Origin of the sequence: Psychrobacillus sp. BM2, assembly GCF_048572895.1 — a bacterium.
Classification (GTDB): domain Bacteria; phylum Bacillota; class Bacilli; order Bacillales_A; family Planococcaceae; genus Psychrobacillus.
Genome location: NZ_CP183878.1, coordinates 3921096 through 3947255 on the forward strand (window position 1 = coordinate 3921096; position 26160 = coordinate 3947255).

At 35.0% G+C, this 26160-nt stretch carries 21 protein-coding genes; 8 read left to right on the forward strand and 13 right to left on the reverse strand.

Annotation, left to right across the window (positions count from 1 at the left end; translation table 11 throughout):
- Nucleotides 1–33: 33 nt before the first annotated feature.
- Complete coding sequence (locus ACN6MX_RS19350) at nt 34–462, reverse strand: Rrf2 family transcriptional regulator (RefSeq protein ID WP_419960398.1); 429 nt, start codon at nt 460–462, stop codon at nt 34–36.
- Nucleotides 463–641: 179 nt separating this feature from the next.
- Between ACN6MX_RS19350 and ACN6MX_RS19355 the strand changes: the two genes are divergently transcribed.
- Nucleotides 642–1517: a YitT family protein gene (locus ACN6MX_RS19355; RefSeq protein ID WP_419962667.1), complete on the forward strand. Its 876-nt coding sequence runs from the start codon at nt 642–644 to the stop codon at nt 1515–1517.
- 536 nt (nt 1518–2053) lie between these two features.
- On the opposite strand, the gene ACN6MX_RS19360 is transcribed toward ACN6MX_RS19355, so the two are convergent.
- From ACN6MX_RS19360 to ACN6MX_RS19370, 3 genes are all read right to left on the reverse strand, one after another.
- Entirely contained in the window at nt 2054–3568 is a 1515-nt protein-coding gene (locus ACN6MX_RS19360) for an acetyl-CoA hydrolase/transferase family protein (protein WP_419960399.1), read from the reverse strand.
- A gap of 224 nt (nt 3569–3792) precedes the next feature.
- Entirely contained in the window at nt 3793–4437 is a 645-nt protein-coding gene (locus ACN6MX_RS19365) for a LytTR family DNA-binding domain-containing protein (RefSeq protein WP_419960400.1), read from the reverse strand.
- A gap of 24 nt (nt 4438–4461) precedes the next feature.
- Nucleotides 4462–5412: a TRM11 family SAM-dependent methyltransferase gene (locus ACN6MX_RS19370; protein WP_419962668.1), complete on the reverse strand. Its 951-nt coding sequence runs from the start codon at nt 5410–5412 to the stop codon at nt 4462–4464.
- Nucleotides 5413–5554: 142 nt separating this feature from the next.
- Here ACN6MX_RS19370 and ACN6MX_RS19375 point away from each other — a divergent pair, with 142 nt between their 5' ends.
- A complete protein-coding gene (locus ACN6MX_RS19375; protein WP_419960401.1) occupies nt 5555–7216 on the forward strand; it encodes an FAD-binding dehydrogenase in 1662 nt (553 codons plus the stop codon).
- Nucleotides 7217–7283: 67 nt separating this feature from the next.
- On the opposite strand, the gene ACN6MX_RS19380 is transcribed toward ACN6MX_RS19375, so the two are convergent.
- Nucleotides 7284–7460 (reverse strand): hypothetical protein, encoded by a 177-nt coding sequence (locus ACN6MX_RS19380; RefSeq protein ID WP_090567581.1) that lies wholly within the window; start codon nt 7458–7460, stop codon nt 7284–7286.
- Nucleotides 7461–7560: 100 nt separating this feature from the next.
- Here ACN6MX_RS19380 and ACN6MX_RS19385 point away from each other — a divergent pair, with 100 nt between their 5' ends.
- Both ACN6MX_RS19385 and ACN6MX_RS19390 read left to right on the forward strand, forming a co-directional pair.
- The gene (locus ACN6MX_RS19385) at nt 7561–9486 is read left to right on the forward strand and encodes a GTP-binding protein (RefSeq protein ID WP_419960402.1); all 1926 of its coding nucleotides are present in this window, start codon (nt 7561–7563) and stop codon (nt 9484–9486) included.
- 18 nt (nt 9487–9504) lie between these two features.
- On the forward strand, nt 9505–9975 hold the full coding sequence (locus ACN6MX_RS19390; protein ID WP_419960403.1) for an SRPBCC family protein: 471 nt from the start codon (nt 9505–9507) through the stop codon (nt 9973–9975).
- 66 nt (nt 9976–10041) lie between these two features.
- On the opposite strand, the gene ACN6MX_RS19395 is transcribed toward ACN6MX_RS19390, so the two are convergent.
- Together ACN6MX_RS19395 and ACN6MX_RS19400 are read right to left on the reverse strand one after the other, a co-directional pair.
- Complete coding sequence (locus ACN6MX_RS19395; protein WP_419960404.1) at nt 10042–10647, reverse strand: class I SAM-dependent methyltransferase; 606 nt, start codon at nt 10645–10647, stop codon at nt 10042–10044.
- Between the two features lie 15 nt (nt 10648–10662).
- Nucleotides 10663–11754 (reverse strand): CapA family protein, encoded by a 1092-nt coding sequence (locus tag ACN6MX_RS19400; RefSeq protein WP_419960405.1) that lies wholly within the window; start codon nt 11752–11754, stop codon nt 10663–10665.
- A gap of 166 nt (nt 11755–11920) precedes the next feature.
- On the opposite strand from ACN6MX_RS19400, the gene ACN6MX_RS19405 reads away from it, so the two are divergent.
- The 4 genes from ACN6MX_RS19405 (at nt 11921) to ACN6MX_RS19420 (ending at nt 16538) form a co-directional block, all read left to right on the forward strand.
- Nucleotides 11921–13552 carry a glycosyltransferase family 2 protein gene (locus tag ACN6MX_RS19405; protein WP_419960406.1) on the forward strand — a complete coding sequence of 544 codons (1632 nt, stop codon included), beginning with the start codon at nt 11921–11923 and terminating at the stop codon, nt 13550–13552.
- Nucleotides 13549–14667, forward strand: coding sequence for a non-hydrolyzing UDP-N-acetylglucosamine 2-epimerase (gene wecB, locus ACN6MX_RS19410; RefSeq protein WP_419960407.1), 1119 nt, complete (start codon nt 13549–13551; stop codon nt 14665–14667). The genes ACN6MX_RS19405 and wecB overlap by 4 nt, the downstream gene beginning before the upstream one ends.
- 211 nt (nt 14668–14878) lie before the next feature.
- Nucleotides 14879–15619, forward strand: a complete 741-nt coding sequence (locus ACN6MX_RS19415) for an ABC transporter ATP-binding protein (protein ID WP_419960408.1) — start codon at nt 14879–14881, stop codon at nt 15617–15619.
- Nucleotides 15597–16538, forward strand: coding sequence for an ABC transporter permease (locus ACN6MX_RS19420; protein WP_419960409.1), 942 nt, complete (start codon nt 15597–15599; stop codon nt 16536–16538). Before ACN6MX_RS19415 ends, ACN6MX_RS19420 begins: the two co-directional genes overlap by 23 nt.
- 544 nt (nt 16539–17082) lie before the next feature.
- Here the strand turns inward: ACN6MX_RS19420 and ACN6MX_RS19425 are convergent.
- The 6 genes from ACN6MX_RS19425 to ACN6MX_RS19450 all read right to left on the reverse strand — a co-directional run bounded on the left by ACN6MX_RS19425 (nt 17083) and on the right by ACN6MX_RS19450 (nt 26118).
- Complete coding sequence (locus ACN6MX_RS19425) at nt 17083–17559, reverse strand: hypothetical protein (protein WP_419960410.1); 477 nt, start codon at nt 17557–17559, stop codon at nt 17083–17085.
- Nucleotides 17560–17597: 38 nt separating this feature from the next.
- Nucleotides 17598–19058 (reverse strand): hypothetical protein, encoded by a 1461-nt coding sequence (locus ACN6MX_RS19430; RefSeq protein WP_419960411.1) that lies wholly within the window; start codon nt 19056–19058, stop codon nt 17598–17600.
- A 493-nt stretch (nt 19059–19551) separates the two neighbouring features.
- Complete coding sequence (locus tag ACN6MX_RS19435; RefSeq protein WP_419960412.1) at nt 19552–20298, reverse strand: hypothetical protein; 747 nt, start codon at nt 20296–20298, stop codon at nt 19552–19554.
- Nucleotides 20299–20309: 11 nt separating this feature from the next.
- Nucleotides 20310–22034: a hypothetical protein gene (locus ACN6MX_RS19440; protein ID WP_419960413.1), complete on the reverse strand. Its 1725-nt coding sequence runs from the start codon at nt 22032–22034 to the stop codon at nt 20310–20312.
- A complete protein-coding gene (locus tag ACN6MX_RS19445) occupies nt 22035–24809 on the reverse strand; it encodes a hypothetical protein (protein ID WP_419960414.1) in 2775 nt (924 codons plus the stop codon).
- Nucleotides 24787–26118 (reverse strand): hypothetical protein, encoded by a 1332-nt coding sequence (locus tag ACN6MX_RS19450; protein WP_419960415.1) that lies wholly within the window; start codon nt 26116–26118, stop codon nt 24787–24789. Before ACN6MX_RS19450 ends, ACN6MX_RS19445 begins: the two co-directional genes overlap by 23 nt.
- Nucleotides 26119–26160: the final 42 nt, after the last annotated feature.

Sequence of the window (26160 nt, forward strand, 5' to 3'; positions counted from 1 at the left end):
AGTTACAACTATTTCAAAAAAAAGGATTCAACTTCATCCAATTTTTTTACTTAAAACTTTTACTAATTCTTCCATGGTGATTTCTTTTAATACCGCTTCCATTGCATCCTGAGCTCGTACTAATATTAACTCTAGCACATCTTGTATATTAGCTCCGACTGGACAATTAGGGTTAGGATTATCATGCATTTGAAAGAGTTCTCCATCCTCCACTACTTCGACGGCTTTATAGACATCTAGTAAGGTTATATCCTCTAGATTTCTTTGAAGCGTTGCTCCTCCAAGACCACGACGGATATCTATAAGACCAGCTTTTTTCAGTTTTCCCATCACTCTACGTATAACAACTGGATTGGTATTTACACTTTCTGCAATCCATTCGGATGTAGAAACAATATTTTGATTTAATGAAATTAGTGATATTACATGTATGGCTACAGTAAATCTACTGCTTATTTTCATATTATCCTACCTCCGATGTAACTATTATAATTACAACCATTTTGTTTTGTCAATTAAGTTATCTTTCGTTTATCAAGCATATTAATTCCCCCTTTCTATATACAGAATTTTTCTATAAACTAAATATATGATTACTTTTTAGAAAGAGGAGATTAACATTGAGTGATTTAACTAGTGAATTGAAACCTGTCAGAACTCCCCACAGAAGCACCCCCAAGCAAGTCGTATTTACCCGTTTACTCATGATTGCCATAGGAGCTATATTAATGGCTATTGGATTAGAATTATTTCTAGTTCCAAATCAAATATTAGACGGTGGCGTTGTAGGTGTATCCATCATTCTATCCCACTTAACCGGAGTTCGTTTAGGAATTTTTATATTCATCCTGAACATCCCATTCTTTTTCCTTGGATATAAACAAATAGGAAAAACCTTTGCTTTATCCACATTGTTCGGTATTACTATACTATCCATTTGTACTTCTTTCCTACATCATATCGAAGCCATTACACCTGATTTATTACTCGCCACTGTATTTGGAGGAATCGTTCTAGGCACAGGTGTTGGCCTAGTTATTCGTTATGGAGGCTCTCTAGATGGATCGGAAATACTTGCTATTTTATTTAACAAGGCCACACCGTTTTCAGTTGGGGAGATCATCATGATTATCAATCTGGTCATCTTTGCAATTGCTGGATTTGTATTTACTTGGGAACAAGCCATGTATTCATTTTTAGCGTATTTTATCGCCTTTAAAACGATAGATATTGTGATTCAAGGATTAGATGAGTCAAAATCCGTCTATATCATTAGTGATAGTATTGAAGATATTGGAGATGCTATCATGGACCGGTTAGGACGGGGAGTAACTTATTTACACGGGGAAGGAGCATATACTGGAGAAAACAAAAAGGTTATCTTTACGGTCATTACACGATTGGAAGAAGCGAAGCTAAAATCTATTGTAGAAGAAATAGATGACCATGCCTTTTTAGCAGTAGGCAATATCGCTGAAGTTCGAGGTGGTCGCTTTAAAAAGAAAGACATACATTAAGAAAAACCGAAAAAAAATGACGGGTCCCTTAAGTTCAAAACCTGTTTTTATCGTTTGCGAAGGGCTTTGGACAGACGTTTTGCTATATTATTACCGTTTGATTTTTTTGAGATGTAGGTCGTGACTACCGTCACGACCTACATCTCTTTTCTTAGTAATTTTATGACTTTTGTCTGTGCGTCGCCATTCTACAACACTTAGAAACAGGTAGGTTCATTTTTGGATAACTAGAGAAATGCTACTTTCCTATTCAAAGAGCAAGCTCTCGAAGATACAATTTCGTTCGCTCTTTTGCTTCTTTATTGGAAAAACACTTACTGCTTCTCTTTATTTCCACTAGAATAACAGAAAAGTTGCTTTCTTCCCCTACCTTCGGAAAGCCGCAGTTCTAATTGATTACAAATTTTTTAATCACTCTCAAAAACCTGACCAATCTTATCATCTAAGCAATAAGTTATGCTAAATCTTATAGTGGAGTACTACACACTAATTGATTGCAGTGAAAGGTGGCGACTCCAATGGAATCGGTTTTTTTATTATACAAATGTTTTTTCTTTATCAATCATTGTTCCATTGTTTGCTAGGTTCGCATGGAAAGAAAATGCTTTTTCTAGTACATGTGGAGTTTGACCACCTCTAGTTAATGCTTCTTCATAGTAATCACGTAACTGCTTTTTGTACATTGGATGTACACAGTTATTAATGATTAACTCTGCACGTTCTCTAGGTGCTAAACCACGAAGATCCGCATATCCCTGCTCTGTTACTACTACATCCACATCATGCTCCGTGTGATCCACATGAGCTACGAAAGGCACTATACTAGAGATGTTACCGCCTTTAGCAATGGATTTCGTTACAAATATTGCTATTCTAGAGTTGCGAGCAAAATCCCCTGAACCGCCAATCCCGTTCATCATTTTAGTGCCTGATACATGTGTAGAGTTAATATTTCCGTAAATATCAAATTCTAAGGCTGTGTTAATAGAGATAAGTCCTAAACGACGAATAATCTCTGGATGATTCGTAATTTCTTGCGGTCTTAACACTAATTTATCTCGATACTCCTCCAAGTTACCGTACACTTTATCCATCATTTCTTGTGAGAGTGTTATAGAGCATGCAGATGCAAAGTTTACTTTGCCGGCATCTATTAGTTCAAATACAGAGTCTTGAAGAACTTCAGAGTATACTTGTAGGTCTTCAAACTCAGAGTTAATCATGCCACCTAGCACTGCATTAGCAACTGAACCTATACCAGCTTGAAGTGGAGCTAGCTTATTTGTTAATCTACCAGCGCTCACTTCTTGACGTAAAAACTCGATTAAATGCTGCGCCATTTCTTCTGTTTCATGGTCTGGTGGAACAATAGGAGATGGTGAATCCAAATTGTTAGTAAATACAATACCTTTTACTTTGGATGCATCAAAAGGAATACCTATTTGGCCTATACGATCCTCTACTTTTGATAAAGGAATTGGTAGTCTAATTCCTTGAGCGGCTGGTTCATATATATCATGCAGTCCTTCTAACATTTCCGATTGTGCTACATTAATTTCTATAATGATATTTTTTGCTTGAGAAACAAAGGTTGTAGAATTACCTACAGATGTAGTTGGTATAATCATTCCATCTGCAGTGACTGAAACCGCTTCCACAATTGCAAAGTCAATGATTGGCAATACACCAGAACGTATTAACTCCGATGTATGAGACAAATGTTGATCAACAAACAAATGATCACCTGTATTAATATGTTTGCGCATCGTTGCATCCGCTTGGAATGGTAAACGTTTATGCACAATTCCTGCTTCAGATAGTAGTTTATCAATATCGGAGCCTAAAGAAGCACCTGTAAATATATTCACTTTAAAGGATTCATTGACAGCTCTTTCTACTAATGCAAATGGAACCGCTTTCGCATCACCCGCACGTGTAAAACCACTTAACCCCAATGTCATCCCATGTTGAATCCATGAAGCTGCTTCTTCTGCTCCAACTACTAAACTATGCAAACTAGTATCCTTAATACGATTTAAATTGTTATACATTTAAGTATCCCCCTCAAAAAGTGCATTTAAATAATTCTACCCCCTTTTGTCACAATTTTGATAAAACTCGACGGAGACATCTTTTATTGGACTCAGACAGAATATTTTAATACTAGAACAGAATAAATTATTCTACAGGATTTATTTACTTCCTTAATGATGGAAGTTTCATAAAAAAAACGCTTGAATATCGGAGTAATTACCCCTTATTCAAACGTTTTATATTAAAACCCTAATAATTTTCGGAAATAACTTGCATAGGACTGGCTAACAGAAATTCTTTCTCCATTTACCATAGCCAATAAAAAAGTGGAATGTGTATCTGGGAAGATTTCTTTAATCTGATGTACATTGACTATAAAAGAACGATGACAGCGTATGAACATTTCCCGGGGTAGTCTATACTCAAAGTCTTGAAGAGAACTAGTGTGAGTTCCAGCAAAAGACTTAGTAACAATATGGGTTTTTCGATCTTTTGCTTCCAGATAAATCACGTCAGAAAAAGGAATTGGAATCCAACCGTCCTGTGTCTTTATAGTAATCACCGATTTGCCTTCAGTAAATGCCGGATAAATAGCTAACACACAGCCTTCTACTTCTCCTTGATGCAAAAAAGGTACTGCCATCCCATGATATGGAACACCAAAAACCTCTCGATTGATAAATTCGGATACCTTTTGTCTAGTTTGCAGTGCTTTATAAGCTAAAGTCTCCTCTTTTAACAAATCACCGGGAGTAATTTTCAGATCGATTCGCTTACTTGGCCGATAATAAATATACTTTTCTGTATCAGAAACAGCGATAGACACTTCATCTGAAAATAATTCTCCAACAACATCTAATAAGGCAACTATGGATAAATCCTTCATCCTTCCATCCCCTTTTTCGTTAACCTACACGCAAACTACTATTTCCCGTGTAAATTGCTGTTTTTTCGTTATACAGCGGTCTATTATATGCAAACCTACTGTTTCTAATCGATCATCCATCGATTCTATCGTCACAATTACCACCTTTTTAGCAATTCTACGGGCATGTTTTAAAATGGTAAACTGTTCTTCCCAGGAAGCATTTGTATACAAATTATAAGGCAAATCTATAATCGCTACGTCATACATCTCTTCGATGTCTTCAATGGCACTCTTACGGACATCTCCAGTCAATCCAAAATAGGCAATGTTTTCTCGGGATCCCTCACATACAATTGGGTTAATATCTCTTCCTACAATATCTATACCCATTGATAGTGCTTCAACAAGTACGGTGCCAATTCCACAGCAAGGATCTATAGCCCTCATACCTTCCGGATGCGGAACTGCAATATTAGCCACTGCTCTGGCTACTCTAGTACTAAGGGCAGTAGAATACTCCCGCGGTTTCTTTATATGATTAAACCAAATAGGTTCGCTTTTCGTATATAAACCGAAATACCAACGACCACCAAATGGGACCACTGCAAATAACTGATCAGGATGATGTAAATCGAAATCACCTTGCATGTCACTTCCAATAGTTCTTGTTATTTGAAGCCTTTCAGCATTCTCAATTTTATCAATGCCTTGTCGGTCATTTATTTTTAAGAAAATTACTTTATTTGTTTCTTCCTCCGAACCAAAGTTTGGTGCTTGAGCAATAATTTCCTCAACTGTGTCCCCTTCTGCTAAAATCTCTAATCTCCCTTTCATAAAAGGGCTTCTACTAGGATCTATTTTTATAGGACTCTTTAATATTTTGTTTTCCGTGTCTTTATCAAAAAAAGAGCGCATCTCTAGATGACATAGAGAGCGTTCGTCCATATTATATGCGTATGTATAAATAAATGCCGATTGTCGGCTGTTGTTTATCAATGTATTCCCTCCAATAGTACTTCTATTATACCATGTGTCCCTGTTCAAATCATTCTTGTGACAGTGAATAGTAATTCATTATTTAATGGAATATAATACAATTAGGTTTCTGAATTTTTCGTTAAATAGGGGGGTTTAAATGGAATGGGACGTAATTGTAGTCGGGGCAGGACTAGCAGGACTCGTTGCTACCGCAGAACTAGCGGATGCTGGAAAGAAAGTTTTACTGCTAGATCAAGAGCCTGAAGCATCATTTGGAGGGCAAGCTTGGTGGTCATTTGGAGGATTATTTTTAGTAGATTCCCCAGAACAACGAAGATTAGGAATTCACGACTCCTATGAACTAGCTTGGCAGGACTGGCTAGGAACAGCAGGTTTTGATCGGGAAGAGGACGAAGATTATTGGGCAAGGAAATGGGCTGAGGCTTATGTTCGTTTTGCCACTGAGGAAAAAAGAGATTGGCTTCACGCACAAGGTATTCGTTTTTTTCCTGTAGTAGGTTGGGCAGAACGCGGAGGCTATCTTGCAGATGGACATGGAAACTCGGTGCCCAGGTTTCATATTGTATGGGGTACTGGACCAGGTATTGTGAAGCCCTTTGTGACTCGTGTTCGAGCTGCCATGTCAATGGGGAATGTGGAATATAAACCACGTCACCAAGTAGATGAACTCATTACAGACGACGGACGAGTTATCGGTGTGAGCGGTTCATTATTGACTCATAGTTCTGCTGCTCGTGGAGAACCCAGCCCAAGAGATATAATCGGAAATTTTCAGTATGTAGCTAAAGCAGTGATGGTCACGAGTGGTGGAATTGGTGCTAACCATGATTTAGTAAGGGAAAACTGGCCTTCCCGACTTGGGATGCCTCCAAAAAGGATGATTTCTGGAGTTCCGGAACATGTAGATGGACGGATGCTTGCCATTACAGAGAAAGCTGGAGGTCGCTTAGTAAACAAAGATCGTATGTGGCATTATACAGAAGGTATTAAAAACTGGAATCCTATCTGGCCACTTCACGGGATACGTATACTCCCAGGTCCATCCTCCATCTGGTTAGATGCCACAGGGCAGCGCTTTTCTGCTCCTAATTTCCCTGGCTTTGATACATTGGGGACACTTGAGGCTATCCAAAAAACTGGATATGATTACTCTTGGTTTATACTAACTGAGAAAATTATTGAAAAAGAATTTGCACTTTCAGGATCCGAGCAAAATCCAGATTTAACGCAGAAAAGTATTAAACAAGTACTGAAGCGTATTTTGCCAGGACCCACTGCTCCAGTAAAAGCTTTCATGGAAAAAGGAGAAGACTTCGTAGTATCCGACAATTTAGCAAACCTAGTAGAGGGGATGAATAAAATTACTGGCAATAATCTATTAAACTTTGAGCATATTGAGAGCCAACTAATTGCTAGAGATCGTGAAATGGATAATAAATTTACAAAAGATCTTCAAATTACCGCACTTAGAGGTGCTAGAAACTATATAGGCGATAAACTAATACGAGCGGCATCACCCCATAAACTACTAGATCCTAAAAATGGCCCTTTAATTGCTGTTCGATTAAATATCGTGACTCGGAAAACACTAGGTGGGCTGCAAACGGATTTAGACGGTCGTGTACTAAATGAAAAAGGACATCCGGTACCTGGTCTTTATGCAGCGGGTGAAGTTACAGGCTTTGGTGGAGGTGGAGTCCATGGATATCGCTCTTTAGAAGGAACCTTTTTAGGAGGCTGTATCTTTACAGGGAGAGAAGCAGGAAGAGCCTTGGTTCGTAGCTTAGATCAAAATTAATTCGAATGGTAGATAAACAAATAAAAAAGTGAACCAATTTTATATTGCGTCGGTTCACTTTTATGATTTATAGATCTTGATAATCCCTTTGATATTTACCGCCATCTTTTACTTCTGAATGATATAGAGCTTTTAATGCAAAGCTTTTCTCTAGATCATGCTCCTTCATAACCTCTTTTAAACGCTTGCTTAACTCTGGGCTATATTTTACTAGCTCTTCCATTTTAGATTTCGAATATTGCATGTTTTGTTCCCTCTCTCTACGTTGTTTTAGTCTACCTAGTATAGCACTGATACAGGTGATTTCGCCGTAATTTGCTATAATTAAGTTCAGAGGTGAGAACATGCACAAAACTATTGGAATTCTTGCACATGTAGATGCTGGAAAAACTACTTTTTCGGAGCAGCTGCTTTACCATACACATACAATTAGACAAAGAGGACGAGTGGACCACCAAGACTCGTTTCTTGATAGTCATACTATAGAAAAAAACAGAGGAATTACCATCTTTGCCGATCAAGGAATCTTTTCCTACAATAATTCTACATACTATATCATTGATACTCCTGGACATGTCGACTTTTCTCCCGAAATGGAACGGGCAATACAAGTAATGGACTATGCCATAATCATTATTAGCGCTGTAGATGGTGTAGAAGGACATACAGAAACTGTTTGGCAATTGCTACGCAAACACCAAGTACCAACCTTTTTCTTTATCAATAAAACCGATTATGAAGATACTGATGCGGCAAGTGTTCTCTCTGAAATACGGGCAACCTTATCGGAGGATATATGCGATATAACGAATACTTTTGATGAGGAACTAATTGAATTTATTGCGGAACGCGATGAATCCCTTTTAGAAACGTATATGGACAACGGATTTGATCAGGACTTATGGACACAAGCACTGCGGTGTATGGTAAAGGAAAATAAAATCTTCGCATGTGCTAGTGGATCAGCATTGAAGGATGTAGGAATCGTAGAATTTCTGGACAAGCTAGATTTATTAACCACCACCTCCTATAAAGCAGACGATGTATTTGCTGCGCAGGTTTATAAGATTCGGCACGATGAAAGTGGAAATCGGGTTACCTTTTTGAAAATAGTCCGCGGTACGTTAAAAGTCCGCAATAACGTAACCTACAACGACCAAACCGAAAAAATAACGCAAATCCGCTTGTATAGTGGAAATAAGTTTAAAACTGCAGATCAGGCTTTAGCGGGTGAGCTTGTTGCTGTTACAGGATTAACGAGTGCTTCCATTGGTGATGGAATCGGGGCTATTTCTCAGAAAACAGCGTTCGAAATGATTCCCACGTTAAAATCCAAGGTTCTATTTGAGGCTTCTATCCATGTAAAGGAAGTATTACGTTGCTTTAAACTATTAGATGCAGAAGATCCATCTTTACGTGTATTTTGGGATGAGTATTTTCAAGAAATACATGTCCATGTAATGGGAGTTATCCAGCTAGAAGTGCTCGAACAAATTGTTTTGGAGCGTTTTGGTTTTCACGTCACTTTTGGAGAGCCTAAAATTCTCTATAAAGAAACTATTGATAACTCGGTTCGTGGATATGGACATTTTGAACCTTTAAGACATTATGCGGAAGTGCATTTATTAATTGAACCAACTGCGAGAAATAGTGGGATTACCTTTGCAAATACATGTCATGCGAATGATCTATCTATTGGCAATCAAAACCTAGTTCGGCATCACCTTTTCGAAAGAGATCATCACGGTTTACTAACAGGTTCCGCCTTAACTGATGTGAAAATTACTTTACTCACCGGTCGCGGACATAATGAACATACACATGGTGGCGACTTTAGAGAAGCAACTTACCGTGCACTTCGTCAAGGATTAGAAAAAGCAGAAAATATTCTACTAGAGCCATTTTACGACTTTTCGATTAAAGTGCATATGGACTTAATAGGCCGAGTATTATCCGATATACAACAAGCAGCAGGAACCTTCGATCCTCCAGAAAGTATTGGAGATAAAGTTCTCGTCAAAGGAAGAGTACCTGTAGCCACATTTATGAATTACAGCACAGCTTTTGCATCCTTTACTCACGGCAAAGGATCCCTCAGTTTAGTCTTTAGTGGATACCATCGTTGCCATAATACAGAAGAAATCATTGAAACACTTGGTTATAATAAAGAAGCAGACCCTGAATATACGTCCACATCTATTTTTTGTGCTAAAGGAAAAGGATATCCCGTCTATTGGGATGAGGCAGAAGCAGCTATGCACTGCCTATAACTTAAGGAGGAATAGTTCATGATTGCTACGATTCAAAAAGAAAACGGTAACTATATCGCACGATACGAAAGAGAATTGCAGCATTCTGTAGAAACAGTATGGGCCATGTTAACGGATAATACGAAGCTTAAACAGTGGTTTGATGAGCTGCAAATAGTAGATCTCCGAAAAAGTGGTACTATTAAGTTCGATATGCAGGATGGTACCTTTATCGATATGAAAATCCTTGATTATGAATTATTGAAAACATTAGCATTTGAATGGGGTGAGGATACCGCTAGATTTGAATTATCCCCTTTAAACGGTGGTTGCAAGTTAATATTCCTAGAAACAATTTCTGTTATTACAGAACATACTCCAAGAGATTTAGCAGGCTGGCATGTCTGTTTAGATGTTATAAAAGCATTGCTAGACGAAGAAGCAATTATCCGAGAAGATGAATGGAAAGTCTGGTTCGAGAAATATAAAGAGCTTCTAACTAATTTGTAGGACAGAAGCATTCTTATTGTTGAAAGAATAAATGAAGCACTCTACTGTTATTGTAGAGTGCTTCATTTATTCTAATCGAAAAACTAAAAATCGCTCATTATTATTTTCTTCATATAAGTCAAGAAGTCTAATTTCCTTCCATAATTCAAACACAGTATGTATTTCAAGAAAATGACTATATTCCGAGGTTGGATAATAGAGAATGACATCCACGGAGCGAGGATGATCCTCAACCGACCGAAGGATATTATCTATAACCCTTTGAAAAATCTGTAGCGAAAATGGATTAAAAAAATAAAACCGGTTATCTTCTTTTTTTATATCATACCCTTCGGCAAATATATGTTCAAACTGAATCGAAGCTCTCGATTTCTTGGCACGCTCCATATATCTAGCTAGGTTCTCCATAGCCTCTTGATAGAGCTGACCATTCATCTCAACTCCAACTGCCGAGGCATGCAAATGGTGGTAAACGTAAAAAGGGAATCTTCCTTTACCACAGCCAAAATCCACAAAACGATCGGTTGAGCTCCATTCGTATTCGTCAAAAAGAATTTCCAATGCTGAATACGGTGTCGCTTCATATCGATTATAGTGAGACGATTGATGCTGCCACTCTCTTACCCCTTCTGTTTTAATACGTAACAATTTGTCATGATCTTGTTCTTTCACACGACACCTCCTAACTTACTCTACTCCAAACACATGTTGTTGCACCCATCCATCTGTTTTTCCTACTTCACTCTCCACATCCTTTAAAAAATTTACCGTATATGGTTCACCTTTTACAACAGCTGTTGATGTAAAGCTAGGATTCTCTAGAGTCATTACTTGTTCACCATTAACATTTTTCTTTAAAACTTCTATTTTAGCAATCCCACCAATATTAGTATACTCGTCTTTTTGACCTGAGAAAAAATTTCCTAATGAATAAAAAACATGTGTCCGATGACCACTTTCTGACAAGATCAGTTCATAAGGTTGGATAACATGAGGATGATGCCCAAATATAATATCCGCGCCCGCATCTGCAATCGACTGAGCAAGCTGTTTCTGCGTATCATTTGCCTCTAGGTTATATTCTGCACCCCAATGGATACTAACAACAACAAAGTTTACCTTGGCTTTTAACTCCTTTATTTCCTCTACAATTCGATTCTCATCTATCCGATTTACTAAATAGTCCTTCCCTTCAGGAGTTTCATGGCCATTTGTTCCATATGTATACCCCAGGAGCCCCAGTGATATATTATCCACTTGAAATATCCGATCTGCCTGTTGGTCTTCTAGTGATTTATAAGCACCAACGTATGGCATCTCTACCTTTTCCATCTGTTGAATTGCTTCTAGAAGCCCCTCTTCTCCTTGATCGAGTGTATGATTATTAGCTACCGATAAAACATCTACACCAATATCCTTTAAGTCTTCAATAATATGTGGAGGACTTGAAAAGTTTGGATAACCAGATACTCCAAATATTCCACCTGCCGGTAAGGATTCTTGATTTGCTATTAACAAATCGACAGTTTCTAATTCTTCCTGAATAGGAGAAAAAGAAGGAAGATAACTCGTGTAATTGTATAGCGGTAAATGTAGTAATATGTCTCCGATCATCGCAATTTCTATTTTTTCTTCCTCATAATTCATATAAAATGTCGAAAATTGTTTCCCGTGGAACTCTTTATTAAATTGAATAGGTTCCTCTATTTGTAGATTAAAATATAGCAAAACAGAAATAACAACAACTAAAAAAGCAGCTAATGCTTTGATAAATACCACCTCCACTCCAATCATTCACTACGATTACATTACTTATACAAAATAATCTTTATATATATTTAAGGATAATAGCCGCTGTCTATTCTCAGCACTTTCATAGTATACAAGACAGCCAACATTTCTTATATACAAATATGTTGCTGAAAACTAGCAAAGGAAGGTAAAAATGAGCTTAGAAACTAGCAAATGGTACAAGTGGCTACCTAGTAAAGGTCGCTCTTTACGAGTAAGAAAGAAAGGTGTTTTAAGTGATGCTCAAAAATCGAGCAACAAAGTCGGGGTTGTGCTCCCTGTATATAACCAAGAAAGAGAGTATTTGTTTGAATGTGTACAGGCTATCGAAAATCAAACATATCGTAACTTTGAATTAGTAATTGTCATTGATGGAGCAAATGTTCAAACTGTAAAAGCGATTTACGAGGCATCCAAGCTGTTAACATGTAAGTTCTCGATTATTCATCGCATTTTCAACAAAGGCATAGCATATTCCTTAAATGAAGGCTTTGGAAAATTACTTGATTGTCCCCTTCTAACGTGGATATCTAGTGACAATAAACAATGGCCAAATTACCTTGAGAAGTTAGTAGAAACAATGAAGAATGCCACTTCTGAAACAGTTTTAGTATATTCGCTTTATCATCCTATTGATGAAAAAGCGACCTCTCGAGATATAAATAACACTTGGTATCCAGCACTAACGGATATGATGAAGCGGCCAAAAGAAGAAATTATGTTAACCTGTTTTATTGGCGCATCCTTTCTCTTCAAGAGAGAAGCATATGAACAAGCAGATGGTTACGACCCTAAATATGGACTAGTTTCCGACTATGAATTTTGGATAAGATTAATGCCTCTTGGTGAGTTTTTATTTTTGTCTGAACCTCTTATGGATTATCGGCTAAACGGTAAATATTCATTAACAACAATAACAGCCTCTGAAGAGTTATTTCTCCAAAGTATGGCCGCAAGTGTAGATCATAGAAGAAAAAATGGGGATATCCCTAAAGTCACGGTCCTTATTACGGCGTGTAACCACGAAAAATATATAAAAGATTGTATACAGAGTGTACTAAATCAAACCTATTCAAATTTTCATATTGTTGTACTGGACGTTGGCTCGACAGATTCCACATTAAGTGAAATCTACTCTATGCACGATACCCGAATCATTCCTCTTCATATAAGTAAAAGACATAAAGCTGAAGCTCTTAATATCGGCTTGGCATATGTTCTTGGTGAATACGTATTAGAATTAGACGGTGATGATTGGATTGACCCTACCTCATTAGAGATTATGATAAGTGAAATGCTTTCCCTTTCTTCTAATGTAGCTATGGTCTTTGCAAATCGAAAAGTTTGGTTTGAAGAAAACGGAGTATTACGAGAAGGACCTGTTTACAAAGGGTATTTCTATAAGGACAAATATGAGGTATTGGAAAATTTTCAAACGCATTGCCCACGATTGTATCGTTATTCGGCACTTAAAAAATTGAATGGTTGGATGTCGACAATTCAAGGAGAGCCTCTTTTAGCAGATGATTTTGCCATGTTCCTGCGTCTTGCCGAGCATTTCCAGCTTCACTGGATTGACAAAGATTTATATCATCAACGCCGACATAGCACAAATATAACTATAGAAGAAAAGGAAATATTAAATAACCAATTCCATCTAATTGTTCAAGAAACATTGCTCCGTTGGGGGAATGTCTATAAACCCGTTTTCGAAGTAATAGACGGAACAATAACGAAGATTAAGTTAGTCCCTAATCCTAATGGAAAAGAGATGACTCAACAGTGAAGGTCTTAATTATTTTTGGCACTCGACCAGAGGGTATAAAATTTGCTCCAATTATACAGAGACTCATGAAGACGAAAGAAATGGATTGCATTTTGGTAAATACAGGACAACATCGTGAAATACTCGATCAAGTATTATCATTATTCTCCATTACCCCCCACTACCAATTAAATATAATGAAACCAAATCAAACACTGGAAGAAATAACATCGGAAATGATTAAAAAAATTGGAGAAGTATATGAAAAGGAAAATCCCGATTTAATATTAGTACTTGGTGATACTGTAACAACTTTCACAGGTGCCTATACAGCTTTCTTACACCGTATTCCAGTCGGTCATATTGAGGCAGGTTTGCGTACATTTAACATGTACTCTCCTTTTCCAGAAGAAATATATCGAAAGCTTGTCACTAGTCTTAGTAGTTATCATTTCGCCCCTACGAAAAAAAGCAAGAACAACCTCTTAGAGGAAGGAATTCCAGAGAGCAATATTTTTGTAGTAGGTAATCCAGTAATAGATGCGCTTCTAGATGTTACAAGCAGACCATACACCTTTCCATCAAACATTCAAAAAATAATAGAGAATAATAGACGAATTATTTTAGTTACTACACACCGACGAGAAAACTTTTTAAAACTAGAAGGTATCTACCTCGCTCTCAAACAGTTATTAGTGGATTTTGATGACATAGAGATTATCTTTCCTGTTCACCCCAATCCGAACGTAAGAAAACAAGTACAGGAGCATTTGTTAACAGACAATATAAACCCCCGAATACATTTGATTGACCCATTAGACTATGAATGTTTCTCTCATCTTATGAAGCACTCCTATCTAGTAATTACAGATTCTGGAGGGATTCAGGAAGAGGCACCTGCACTCAATATTCCTGTGCTAGTTGTTAGGGAAAGCACAGAACGTATCGAGGGTGTAGAAGCTAGAACCTTACAATTAGTAGGGACAGACAAAGAAAAAATTTTAGCAGCGACAAGAAAACTACTTAAAAATCCAAGTGAACACTCCAAAATGGCTCGTATCCTTAATCCATACGGAGACGGAACCTCAGCAAAACAAATAGTCACATTACTAAAATCGTTAGAAAAGAAGATATGAGTATGGCTACTCATTCTTTTTTTCTATTTACATACGTAATGAAAGCACGACATAAAATCTAGTAAGTGTATTTATATGAAGCAAGATAATTTACTTATCCTCACTCATTAAAAGAGATATTTTTCTTTTATAATTCAACTGTTGAACTCGCCATTATTATGTATATAATTGTGGTGAGTGATTACTCACTTAATTAAGGAGGAGGTATACAATGACTTCAACTATTGAATTGAACCAGATAACAAAAAGCTACGGGAGAAAAGTAATTTTAAATAATGTTAGCATTTCAGTTAAACCAGGACAGATATTTGGGTTGATTGGTCCTTCCGGTTCAGGTAAAACAAGCCTTGTTAAAATCATCGTTGGAATGGATCAACCAACCAGTGGCCATGTTAAGGTATTAAACACTCAAGTACCGAATTTGAAGCTACTGCAAAAAGTTGGCTATATGGCACAAGCAGATGCTCTTTACAATGACTTAACAGGTAAAGAAAACCTTTCCTTTTTTGCATCTCTGTTCAAACTAAACAAAGATGCACAAAAGAAACGAATTGCTTACGCGGCAAGTCTAGTTAACCTGACACCACACCTAGTTCAAAAGGTAGAAAACTATTCTGGAGGTATGAAGAGAAGACTTTCCTTAGCAGTTGCTCTTATACATGATCCACAAATTTTAATATTAGATGAACCTACCGTTGGAATTGACCCTGCGTTGCGAAAGTCTATTTGGGCAGAGATTAATCGTCTAAAAGATGAAGGGAAAACCATTTTAATCACCACACATGTTATGGATGAAGCAGATAAATGTGATCAACTCGCTATGGTAAAAGACGGAGAAATTATTTCAAGTGGTACCCCAGCAAAATTGAAAAACGAATATCAAGTAAACAGCCTAGAAGAGGTTTTCTTAAAAGCAGGAGGTGAAAAAGATGAATATAATAGCATTAGTTAAACGTATTTGTATTCAAATGGTCCGTGATAAACGCACCCTTGCTCTAATGATGGTTGCACCCCTTGTTATATTAACTCTCCTTCATTATTTACTAGACGCTGACACAGTCTCCCCAAAACTCGGTGTAGTAGGTGCAGACAAAGCTATTGTAGAGCAACTAAAAGAACTAGAAATTGATGTTGTTAAGTATGAACAGTTAGGAAATGCACATCAAATCATTTCGAATGATCAATTAGATGGGATACTCTTATTTGAAGACAAAGAAATCCATTTAACTATTACCAATGATCAACCTTCAACAGCAAAGGTTCTACAAACAAAAGTACTGCAAGCTATTAATGCAGTAAATTCAAAAGAACAAGCAAGCAATTTTTCAAAAATTATAAAAGATATTGAAAGCAAGCTATCGAGTAATACATTGAATTTGGAGCCCTTCGAAGCACCTAATATTAATACCTCCTTCATATATGGAACTAAAGATACCACCTTCTTTGATCAGTTAAGTCCTATTTTAGTCGGTTTCTTTGTATTTTTCTTTGTTTTTCTAATTTCTGGAATTGGATTATTACGCGAACGAACAACCGGCACCTTGGATCGTTTAATGGCAACTCCTATCAAAAGATATGAGATTGTATTTGGTTATTTAATCGGATATGGAATATTCGCTATTATGCAAACTTTAATCGTTGTATTTTATTCGATAAAAGTATTAGGTATCATGCTTGTAGGGTCACTCTGGAATGTATTACTGATTAATTTGTCTTTAGCACTTGTTGCATTATTACTTGGAATTTTATTGTCAGCGTTTGCAAATTCTGAGTTTCAAATGATGCAATTTATACCAATCGCTATTATTCCACAATTACTTTGTATAACGTCAATACCTTGGATAAAAAAATTTTTTATTTTAATTACTTAGTTGTATAAATTATATCCAAGTCATCATGGCTATAATTCTTCACTAAAGGAACAAATCAGACCTTTCACATTGAATCCCCGTTCTCTTAATTCCTTTACTTTTTTTCTACACTTATTGCAAGATGGACTTTTGCATATAGAAGGGACAATGACTGATTTCGAGTTCCCTCCACATCCCAAACTTTATAGTTTGCACAACTAATACCTAGTGACCTACTTCTAATTGTATTAATAACTTTTTTTATGTCTTCTCACTAACCTCGATAAGCCTCTGGAATAAACATGCATGGTTCTAAAGCTAGCAAAATTATCTTCCAATATCCCCTTGAACTCCGCTACCTAACATATTAATTTGTACGAACAGTTACCCGCATGTCAGTAATTTTATTATTTTCTAAGAAAAATAAAGGTCAAATGATAGAAAATCAGTTAAAAGTTCGATGTAGAAATCGTAAAGATATAATAAAAAACGGCATTTTAATCCATCCGAGGTGAATGAAATGAAATACCGCATTTTTATATGTTAATTTTTCACTTAAATATTTTTAATTATCTCTAAGATAAAAATTAAGGTCCATTGTTTTCCGTCCGAATTTTATTGCACTTACATATTTAGCATCAGATGTAGAGCACCCTAATAGAGTTGAATTAGTACCAGAATAGTTATCAGTTCTACAGAACCCCCACCAAACATCTATGGCGTATTTTGACAAATCCGGATCTACGCCATTATCATTAACCGTAAAACCTCTTAGGGATTGTCCATCACCATTTGTTATTACAACTGGTGTAGTAACTGTTGAGCCAAATGGAATACTTGTCGCAAATTTCATTGCTACGTCACCTGCTTTTGGAACTAATCCAGCAGCATTTGTTCTAGCTGTCCCATTTGATCTTTTTTGGCTAGCTGTATATGCAGTTACATCTTGATCTACTTGCGTAAAAGTGATAGCATTTGCTGATTGTGGTGCAAAAGAAAATATTATACTTGCAATAAGGATAAACTTAATTACTTTTTTCATATAAAATCCTCCTTGATCCTATTTTTATATTGTGTATTTTATTTAATTTCTTCCCAAATATAATCCGGTGTTGTTGCTATAAATAATCCTGTTTTATTGTTTTCTATATCTAGGACAATCTTGTCTTGGATAGAAAACAATCTATTTTCTATAAGTTCATTGGAATCAGCCCCCAAATCAATTAAATAAATTGTGCCTTCTTCAGAAATTCCAAATAAATTGTTTCCTTTTTTTATTAATCTACTTATTAGAGTATTAGTTTCTAATTTACTCCATCGATTATCTTTTAGATTATGGACCCATAATTCATTATCTATGATGAGGTATAAATCATCATTTATTACCTTTAGAACTGACGGCTTTTTTTCATTAGGTATTTTAAGAACATCCCACCCTTCATCGTTTTTAAGGAGAACTTTTCTGTCATTTGTAAAAACTATCAAACTCCCACTATTAGAAATTTGAAGTGACATGACAGGTTCGGGTTCAGTTGTTTTACTCCAGTTTTTCCCATCATCAATTGTTGTGTATATATAGCCATTAGATAAAATTGCAATGTTATTATTTGGTGTGTAGTCTATACCTTCAATTTGTGTTTTTAGTTTTAAAATACTTTCTATTTTATCCTCTGGTTCTTTAATTCTCACCAACTCTGATTCCGTAGCAACATATAATTGATTGTTTGAATTAAACCAAGCATTAACAATACTTTGATGAATATTTAATCTATTCCAAGATTCTCCGTTGTTATTACTTAACTCAATAAAAGGCTGAACTGCTGAATTAAACGCTCTTGGTTTTTGATCTCCCCAAGCAACTAAACTATCACTATTCCCTGAAATCCCTTTAATAGCCATTCCTTTTTTGGATATTTTGGGTGTATTAGATCCTGCGCGTATTGAAATTAATCCTCCTCCTTCGGGTACTTTATGGATAGCGCCAGTTATTTTACCGCTTTTAGGGTCAATATTCACCCTTGTAAATAGATCATCTTTATCAATGCCAAATACCGTTACAGTAGGTTTATCACCAATAATGTCAAGTGTAAAATGATATCCTGTAGCCCAATCCTCTCCCTTTCGGAGATTGTATCTATTTTTTGCGATCTTTAATAACTCCGGACTATCAAACTTAAGATCATCCAATTCAATTGCTATTGCATCCTTAGGTCCAATTAACTCTTGTTCTAAATCTATTACTCCTTTTGAAATTCCCACTAGCAGTTGCTTATCCGTACCGGGGACTATGAAAAATAAATTCCAATCATATCGTCTCCCTGTATCTCCTCTGGTTCCACCCCTTTTCTCATCGTTACTCGTAAGCTTAGTTAACTTTGCATTTTCATTCCATTTTTTAGCTGTATTTATCCCAAGAACTACAGTCTCTTTGAGAGTTAATTCCTCATTGTTAGCATTTTTATCTTTAAATCCTACGAAAAAAATGCTTGATACTATTGTTAAAATAATTACTATGTAAAAAAATGTTTTTTTATTTCTCAATTTCACCAACTCTTTTCCTATTTAATTACATTAAATGATTATTTAAATTGAACCCCCATATTTAGTTCGAGATAGGAACAAGAAATTTTAATTATTAGGCAAAATCAAAGGTATGATTAACCTAAAATCAAAACTACTTTTCAACTAAAAATCAAAAATATTTTAATAATATTGAAAATTCTGATATATATATATGTAATTCAACAATTATTTCTAAAATCCTTCCAATAAATTATTAATCTTTAAATATATTTAAAAGAAACAAAAAAATTAATTGTAAAATAGCACCTATCTGTCTTTAAGCAGGGCTGCTTTTAAGGCATTAAATTTGTCAATCAGTTAGTATAAAATATTTATGTGAAAAGGTAGAAAGTTTACACTTGCTGAGTCCTTTTTCTACAAAAAGGGCCAATAATTCCACATAAAAGGAATTATTGGCCCTAAGAACCAGATTTGCATATGTTATGTTTTGTGAAATGCTCTCAACTACTTCTTATAAATCTATATCGTCAAGAATACTTCTTAGTTTCTTTTCATTTATTGACACTATGTTATTTTCTCTCGAGTTTTGTTTCATCCCTTTTCTAAATTCTTCAAATTTATCATATCCTATTGTTGGATTTTCAGAAAATGCGGTTTCAAACATATGAGAAACAATTGGATGTCTTGTTTTTCCAGTTGTCATTAAATTTATTAGAGGAACATCATCACTAATACTTGCTTCTAGCCAAGTAAATAATATAGTCTCATACCTATCAGAATTAGTCTTCCATAGAACTGTCTTTTCCTTTTCCATTTGGACAAGATGTTCGGAGTTTTTTAGTTTTTCTTTCAAATTCTCATTTTCTTGAATAAGACGCATTAACTTTGTTTCGTTTATAGTTAATAACCCCAGAAGTTTTTCTTTATCTTCTACCTTTCCTTTAAAATATCTATCTACAACGTCCTGAGTGTTAACAATTTGATCATTAGCATCGCTTTTTATATTAAATTCAGCCATATATACATTATTCATTTGATCAATTGCTCTTCTGCCATTACCCTTACGCCAAAAATACTCAGTAAATTTATATGTTGTTTCTCCTTGTTCAAATAGATTGTTAGAATATCGAAAAACATCCATATATTCGATAAGGGTTTTACTTGCTCTATTTTTATTATAGAGATATAGTACTTTCTTCATTTCATCAATAGGGTATTGTTCCCTTGGTCTCCCAGGTTTCCGTTTAGTATTCTCCATTTTCTTTAACCTCAACTTTTTAGTTTATTTCTAAACTTAGTGGCTTTGTATAAAGCGGTATCCAATTCGTTCTTTGCTATTAATAAATCATTACTAAAAATGGGATTGAACTCAGCATATTCATCATCTTTAAATGCAAATTTCAATGCTAATTTATTTAAACTTGCCAAGACATTAGCTAACCTAATAACTTCGTTGTCACATTTTTCAATTTCCTCACTAATTAGTTGAAAATTCTCTAGATATTCCTCTGGACTTATTCTCCAAGAATCACAAAAGAAGCAATCCGTTTTGCAGTTTTGATATAAGTCCGTGCAATAACCTAATTCTAATTCGTGTCTTACATCAGACGTCGTCACACGAAAAATATGTTTTTCTTTGATCTCCTCTTCTAATTGATAATTTACAATAGGACTTCCTGTCCGGTGTTCTTGCTGTTTCATTCTCTTGTTCAAGCTAAATTTTTGCATTAGCACTAATATTTCTGTGTCAACCCAATATTCTTGATGTTGATGGTAATGATATTGAGAGTGTAAACACACATGACCGCCTAGCCTAGCAATTTCTACAGGATGATAGCCTTGCCTCATCAAGTTTAAAAAAGCAAAGTGTCTAGTATCACCTGGTTTTACCATTTGAGTTATGTCATAAGTTTCAATCTTATTTGCAGCCTTATTGAGATTCACTGAGTAACCATATTTATCCGTGACAACTTCCTCATAGAATTTAGTTATAGAATAAGATAAGATGGTTAAACTAAATTGATTATTATCTAACTTTCCATGATATTTACTTTTCATGGAAGCGTATGAAACAAGTGTTTCTGTTACTCCGTAAGAATTAGTTCGTTCTATATAATCTTCAATCAACAGGTATAGGTTCTGTGGAATTTCAATTGTATCAATGACTTGTATCCTATTCTTTGAATTCTTTTGTTTAATTCTTGGTAAATAGATGTAAAATTTATTTCCAGTCTCATTTATGCAGTTTCGTTTAAGTTTGCAAAATTCGGATGGTCTCATGGGAATTAAATTTGTAAGGTTCCACCATAAAAAAATGGAGAAGTACTTATAATATTCCTGACTATCTTTATCTATTTGTGCAAAGTAATCCTCAATAATCCATGAGAAGAGAATAACCTCTTTGGAAGGGGGGAGAATTCTCACTGTACCGACTAAATCTGGTGTATGTATCTCAGCCTTTGCTTGTATCAGAAAACTTAAAAGTTCCAAATTATTATCCAATTCCTCGAAATAGTCGAGAAAGTTTAAAATATAGATGGTTAATCCCCATCTCTTTCTTTCATTTAACTTATGGTTAAAATGATCTTTGATTGTTTGAATAGATTTAAAGCCTTCAGAAATTAATAAAAATGTCTTTAATCCTGAATAATACATTCGAACAGTGTTTACAGAACGACTAGGTAGAAGAGAGGTAATCCAGCATTTCACAATACTTTTCCACTCATGTTGTGTATCAATACTCGAGCTATAACAATCTATGTCGTTAAAGTCAAAATTAATACGAGTATCCCTAGTCTCATCCTTAAAAACCCAAAGACTGTCCTCAAAATCACCTTTTATTAATCTTTTATTTACTTTTTCTTGATATAGAATATCTTTTCCTATTTCGATACTATACTCAATGTCAAACTTATAATCATTAAAGTCATAAAGTTCCTGGTTAAAATATTTCTCCTCGCGTTTTAATAATGAATTGCCCTCCGTATTAATCACCTACTTGAGTTTAATAGTTGCATACTCCAAAACACTAGGAAGCTTGTCAAGTTCTTCTCTAAAGTTCTTTAATCCTTCCGGCATATACTCTGAAACAACCTCATCTCCAAAACGATTAACTGCCTGTTTTATTAAGAATAACTGTGAATACATCCTATTGGTTAAACGTGTTTTTTCTCCTTCTTTACTGGTCTTAGGGAATTTATCAGTAAACTCCTTTACTCTCTCAGTTGCTGTTATTCCTAGTTGAGAAAGCGTGTAAATATGTATTACTGCAAATGGACAATATTTACATTCAACTTCTTCAAAACGGCAATGGTTAAATAAACAATGATAACCTTCGTCTTTAGCAGGTTGTTGACCCAATTTTATTACGTCTGAAAGCCCTTTAAGTTCTTTATCTGTATAACCTTGCAGCACCTCTCGAGTAACTTCACGTTCCTTACTTAAAGCATTCAAATAACCTGCCGTTTTCTCTAAATGTAAAACATCACCAAATAACTGCTTAATATGAAGAGATCTATTTGTTCTTTCCAATCGATCGTCTGGGGGAGTACCTATCAATAATTCACTTAAAATATCGTATGCATATCCAAAGTATCCAACCTCAAATAGTTGTCTTGTGATAAAATCTATATGTTCTTGGGGAATATCCGTATAAATGTTGGTCACTTCTTCATCTGAGTGTGTCCGCAAAAACTTTGTAATTTCTAACGGGTTTCGCATAGTTACCTTTTTAATAACATTGTACATATAGCTTATTAATGTACGATTCATTTTTTTAGATTTAAATTGAAAAGTCTCTTCCAATCCTGAGAAAAATTCATTCCTGTATAATTGTTTAAACTTTCTAGAAACATGTGTAAAATCAATAATTCGACCACTGTGAGGGCTTGATGCACGACATTTTAATTCACATATAATTGCAGCGTAAGCAAAAGGTATAACTAATTCATCTGAACAGAAAAAGTAACGCTTCTTTTTCGTTTTGGAATGAATAAAGCTCATTGCTTTAACTTGATTTACAATAGATTCAGCTTCTTCTTGCGTTATATCGTTATCTTTCAGCCATTCCAAATTCGTCACTCTTGTTCTACTTAAATCTATCCTTGGAAACAAGGTTATATCATAATGTCTCCAAGCATTATTAAGGTGGAGTAGTGTATAAAGCCAGGATGATGCATATTTAATGTCCCTAAAACCTTCTATAGCACTAATTGTTTCGTCTATTGCTTTTTTCTTATGCTTGTCAATATCTGACACAAAATCTAATAACATAATATATTCTTCAATTGTATAAATAGTTTTATTATTCGTATTGTCTTGATTTTGGAATTTGTAATTGATGCTGTTTAGATTAAATATCTTCTTTCCATGTTTTTCTGCATTCTTATTAATCATCCTAATAAAAAATACTATCTCCTCTCTAAAGGTGGAGGGAATACTTCGGTCATTAAATATTTTCAAGTTAAGTTCTTTCTCTGTATTTTCACTAAGTTCTTTATCAAGAGTATTTAATATCAAGACTTCGGTTGCTCCTAATAGGCGCTTTATAGTGTTACTTAGGCCATAATTGTTCGCTTTTGACTTTTTAAGCTTTCTTCTAACGTACTTCTTCCATAATTCACTCGTCTCAATTGCCTCAGTTGAAAACGTTAAATTCATATCGTTAACGGCTGTTACGAACACAAAAAATGGATCACCGACCATACGATAAATAATATCTCTTGTACCATCAACAGCAGACTTTTTCTTTTTGTAGCTATCGATTTCACTTTTAAGATAGAAATTCTGAATGCCATTTCTTTTTAAAAGTCTTTTATCTCGATCAATTCTAATTAGTGCAGGTATAGGTACAGTGGTAAAGTTATAATAAGAGGATAATTCTGATAAGCCCAATAAATACTTTGCTTCTTCTCTTGTATAATAATTTTCGATTGCCTGTTTCCAAAGCTTTTCTTGTTCCTCTTTAAGAAACTCAATATCATTTGTTTCAAGGAACATCTGATATTCTTTAACACTTTTATTATCGTGCAGATAAATTGGTGTTAAGGAATATTCTTCTATTACCTTTTTAAACATAGCTGGGTATAGACCAAGTTCTATTGCGGCTGCTGTTCTTGAATATCCATTTTTTTTTGCATTTCGATATTTTAGTTTTATTAGTTTATACTCATCAAACTCTGTTCTATCAATAAAGTGTAGATTTCTAGCATGCCCAAACTTGATAATAGGTTTTTGAATTTTTACCCAATCTGTGACGAGTGAACCCACATTAATGCCACTTACATCTGCAGCCTCTGGGATAGAGATATGACTTTTAAGGAAGGTTTCAAAACCTGCTCTTGCTATAAAATAGTTATTGTAATTTATTTTTGAGTTTAGCTTAGCAACTTTACAGAAGTTATTTTCTTCTAAATAAAGGAACTTTTGAATATAATATCTAGGACTTGTAGTAGAATCTACACCAATTTTTCTCATAGCTTCAGTAATAGGAATAAAATGTTGCTCTAATAATCGTATGTCTATTAGGTATTCAGCAACCGATTTTATGGAAAATAATCGTACTCCATTCTCTTTTTTTGACAATATCGTATCCTTTTCGGCCAAACTTTTTAATAATCTAGTGTTCATTTTGTATTGTTTATAAGGTTCGCCTCTTAAAATTGAAACAGCGTTCAGATAAATATCATTTATATTATCTAGTTCTTTATATTCGTAGTAATCTAACTCTAATAATCTTAATGCCTCCTTAACCGTCAATTCTTTTATCATAGAATTTATTCCTCCATGGTTGAATATTTCTCGCATCTATTGTAGCCGTTTGATTCTTATAAGCTTCACGAATTAAATTTATTGCTTGGTTCGTTAACTTTATTGCATTTTGTTCTTCTACATAAGAAAGAACGGACATAATATTTCTATCGCCTCTTGCAATCGCTACCTCTGCAACGGAGGAACCTATATCGAGTAAAAAATTCGTGAATACACCTCTACAAATATGAGTTGACCAGTTCTTTCTCGAAAGAAATTCATAATCATGAATATTTTCTTCTCTAATTAACTGCTTGAAAAACTCTTTCTTTACCCCATTGAATTTTTCGTAATAACGTTTTCCTGATATGGCTTCGCCATTATGAGATGACACGAAGAGAGCATGACTATTTTTCAATATTCCTTTTTTCTCTAATAAACTTAAATGTAATCTATGCTTCTTGAAAAGATTCGAGAGAATTGGATTAACTAATAAACTTTGATTTCTAGATCTTTTCACTTGCTCATGAGTCTGGTTCTTCCTATGGTCAAATAACAACTGTTGTCTATCTCTAATTTTCAATACAAATGCATCTTCACCCAAATCATTGTGATTCCAATAATTTGGTCTTTCCAAACCATCTTTTGTTAGATTAACCACCTCACCAGCCCTCAATCCTCCAAAAAACTGAAACGCGATACCCAATGCTATATCAGGTGCAAATTTTTCTGCTAATCTAATAAACTTAATTGATAGTTCATATCTATTCTCACCAAAATCTACAAGTTTAGAAGAAACTCTGTCATCTTTACCTGGATAAATAGTACCAAGCTCTAAGTCATCAAAAGGGGATTCTTCAGACTTTAAATCTATAGGCTCACTTATTAGTTCTTGTTTAAATAACCAGTGATAAAAGTTTATTAAATATCCTTCAATTCTGTAAACATAGGGAGAGGAAAGTTTACCCGCACGCGCCCTTAATGAAAGGTGACTTATATATTGAGATCCATGCATGAGGGTTATGCCGAATACGCCTTCCTCTTTTAAAAGCGTAAACTCTCTGTGTCCCTTAGTGATTTGTTTGTTGATATAATTTAAAAACTTTATTAATTCATAAGCTGCATTTCTTTGGTTGCTTAGTGATTTAGTTTTCCTCCTGTACACACTTTTAATATAGTTGTTAAATGGGGAAGGGTAGATCATATTACTTTCTAAATCCTTTAATCCAATTCCAACTACATAATTCCTATGTAATTCCCCCTCATAGTAATCAAAAGCCTCATATTCGGTTACAATATACTTATAACGTTTACTATCTATATTTATCATTTCTCCCCCCAAAATATATCCATGTGAATATTCCATGGCTAA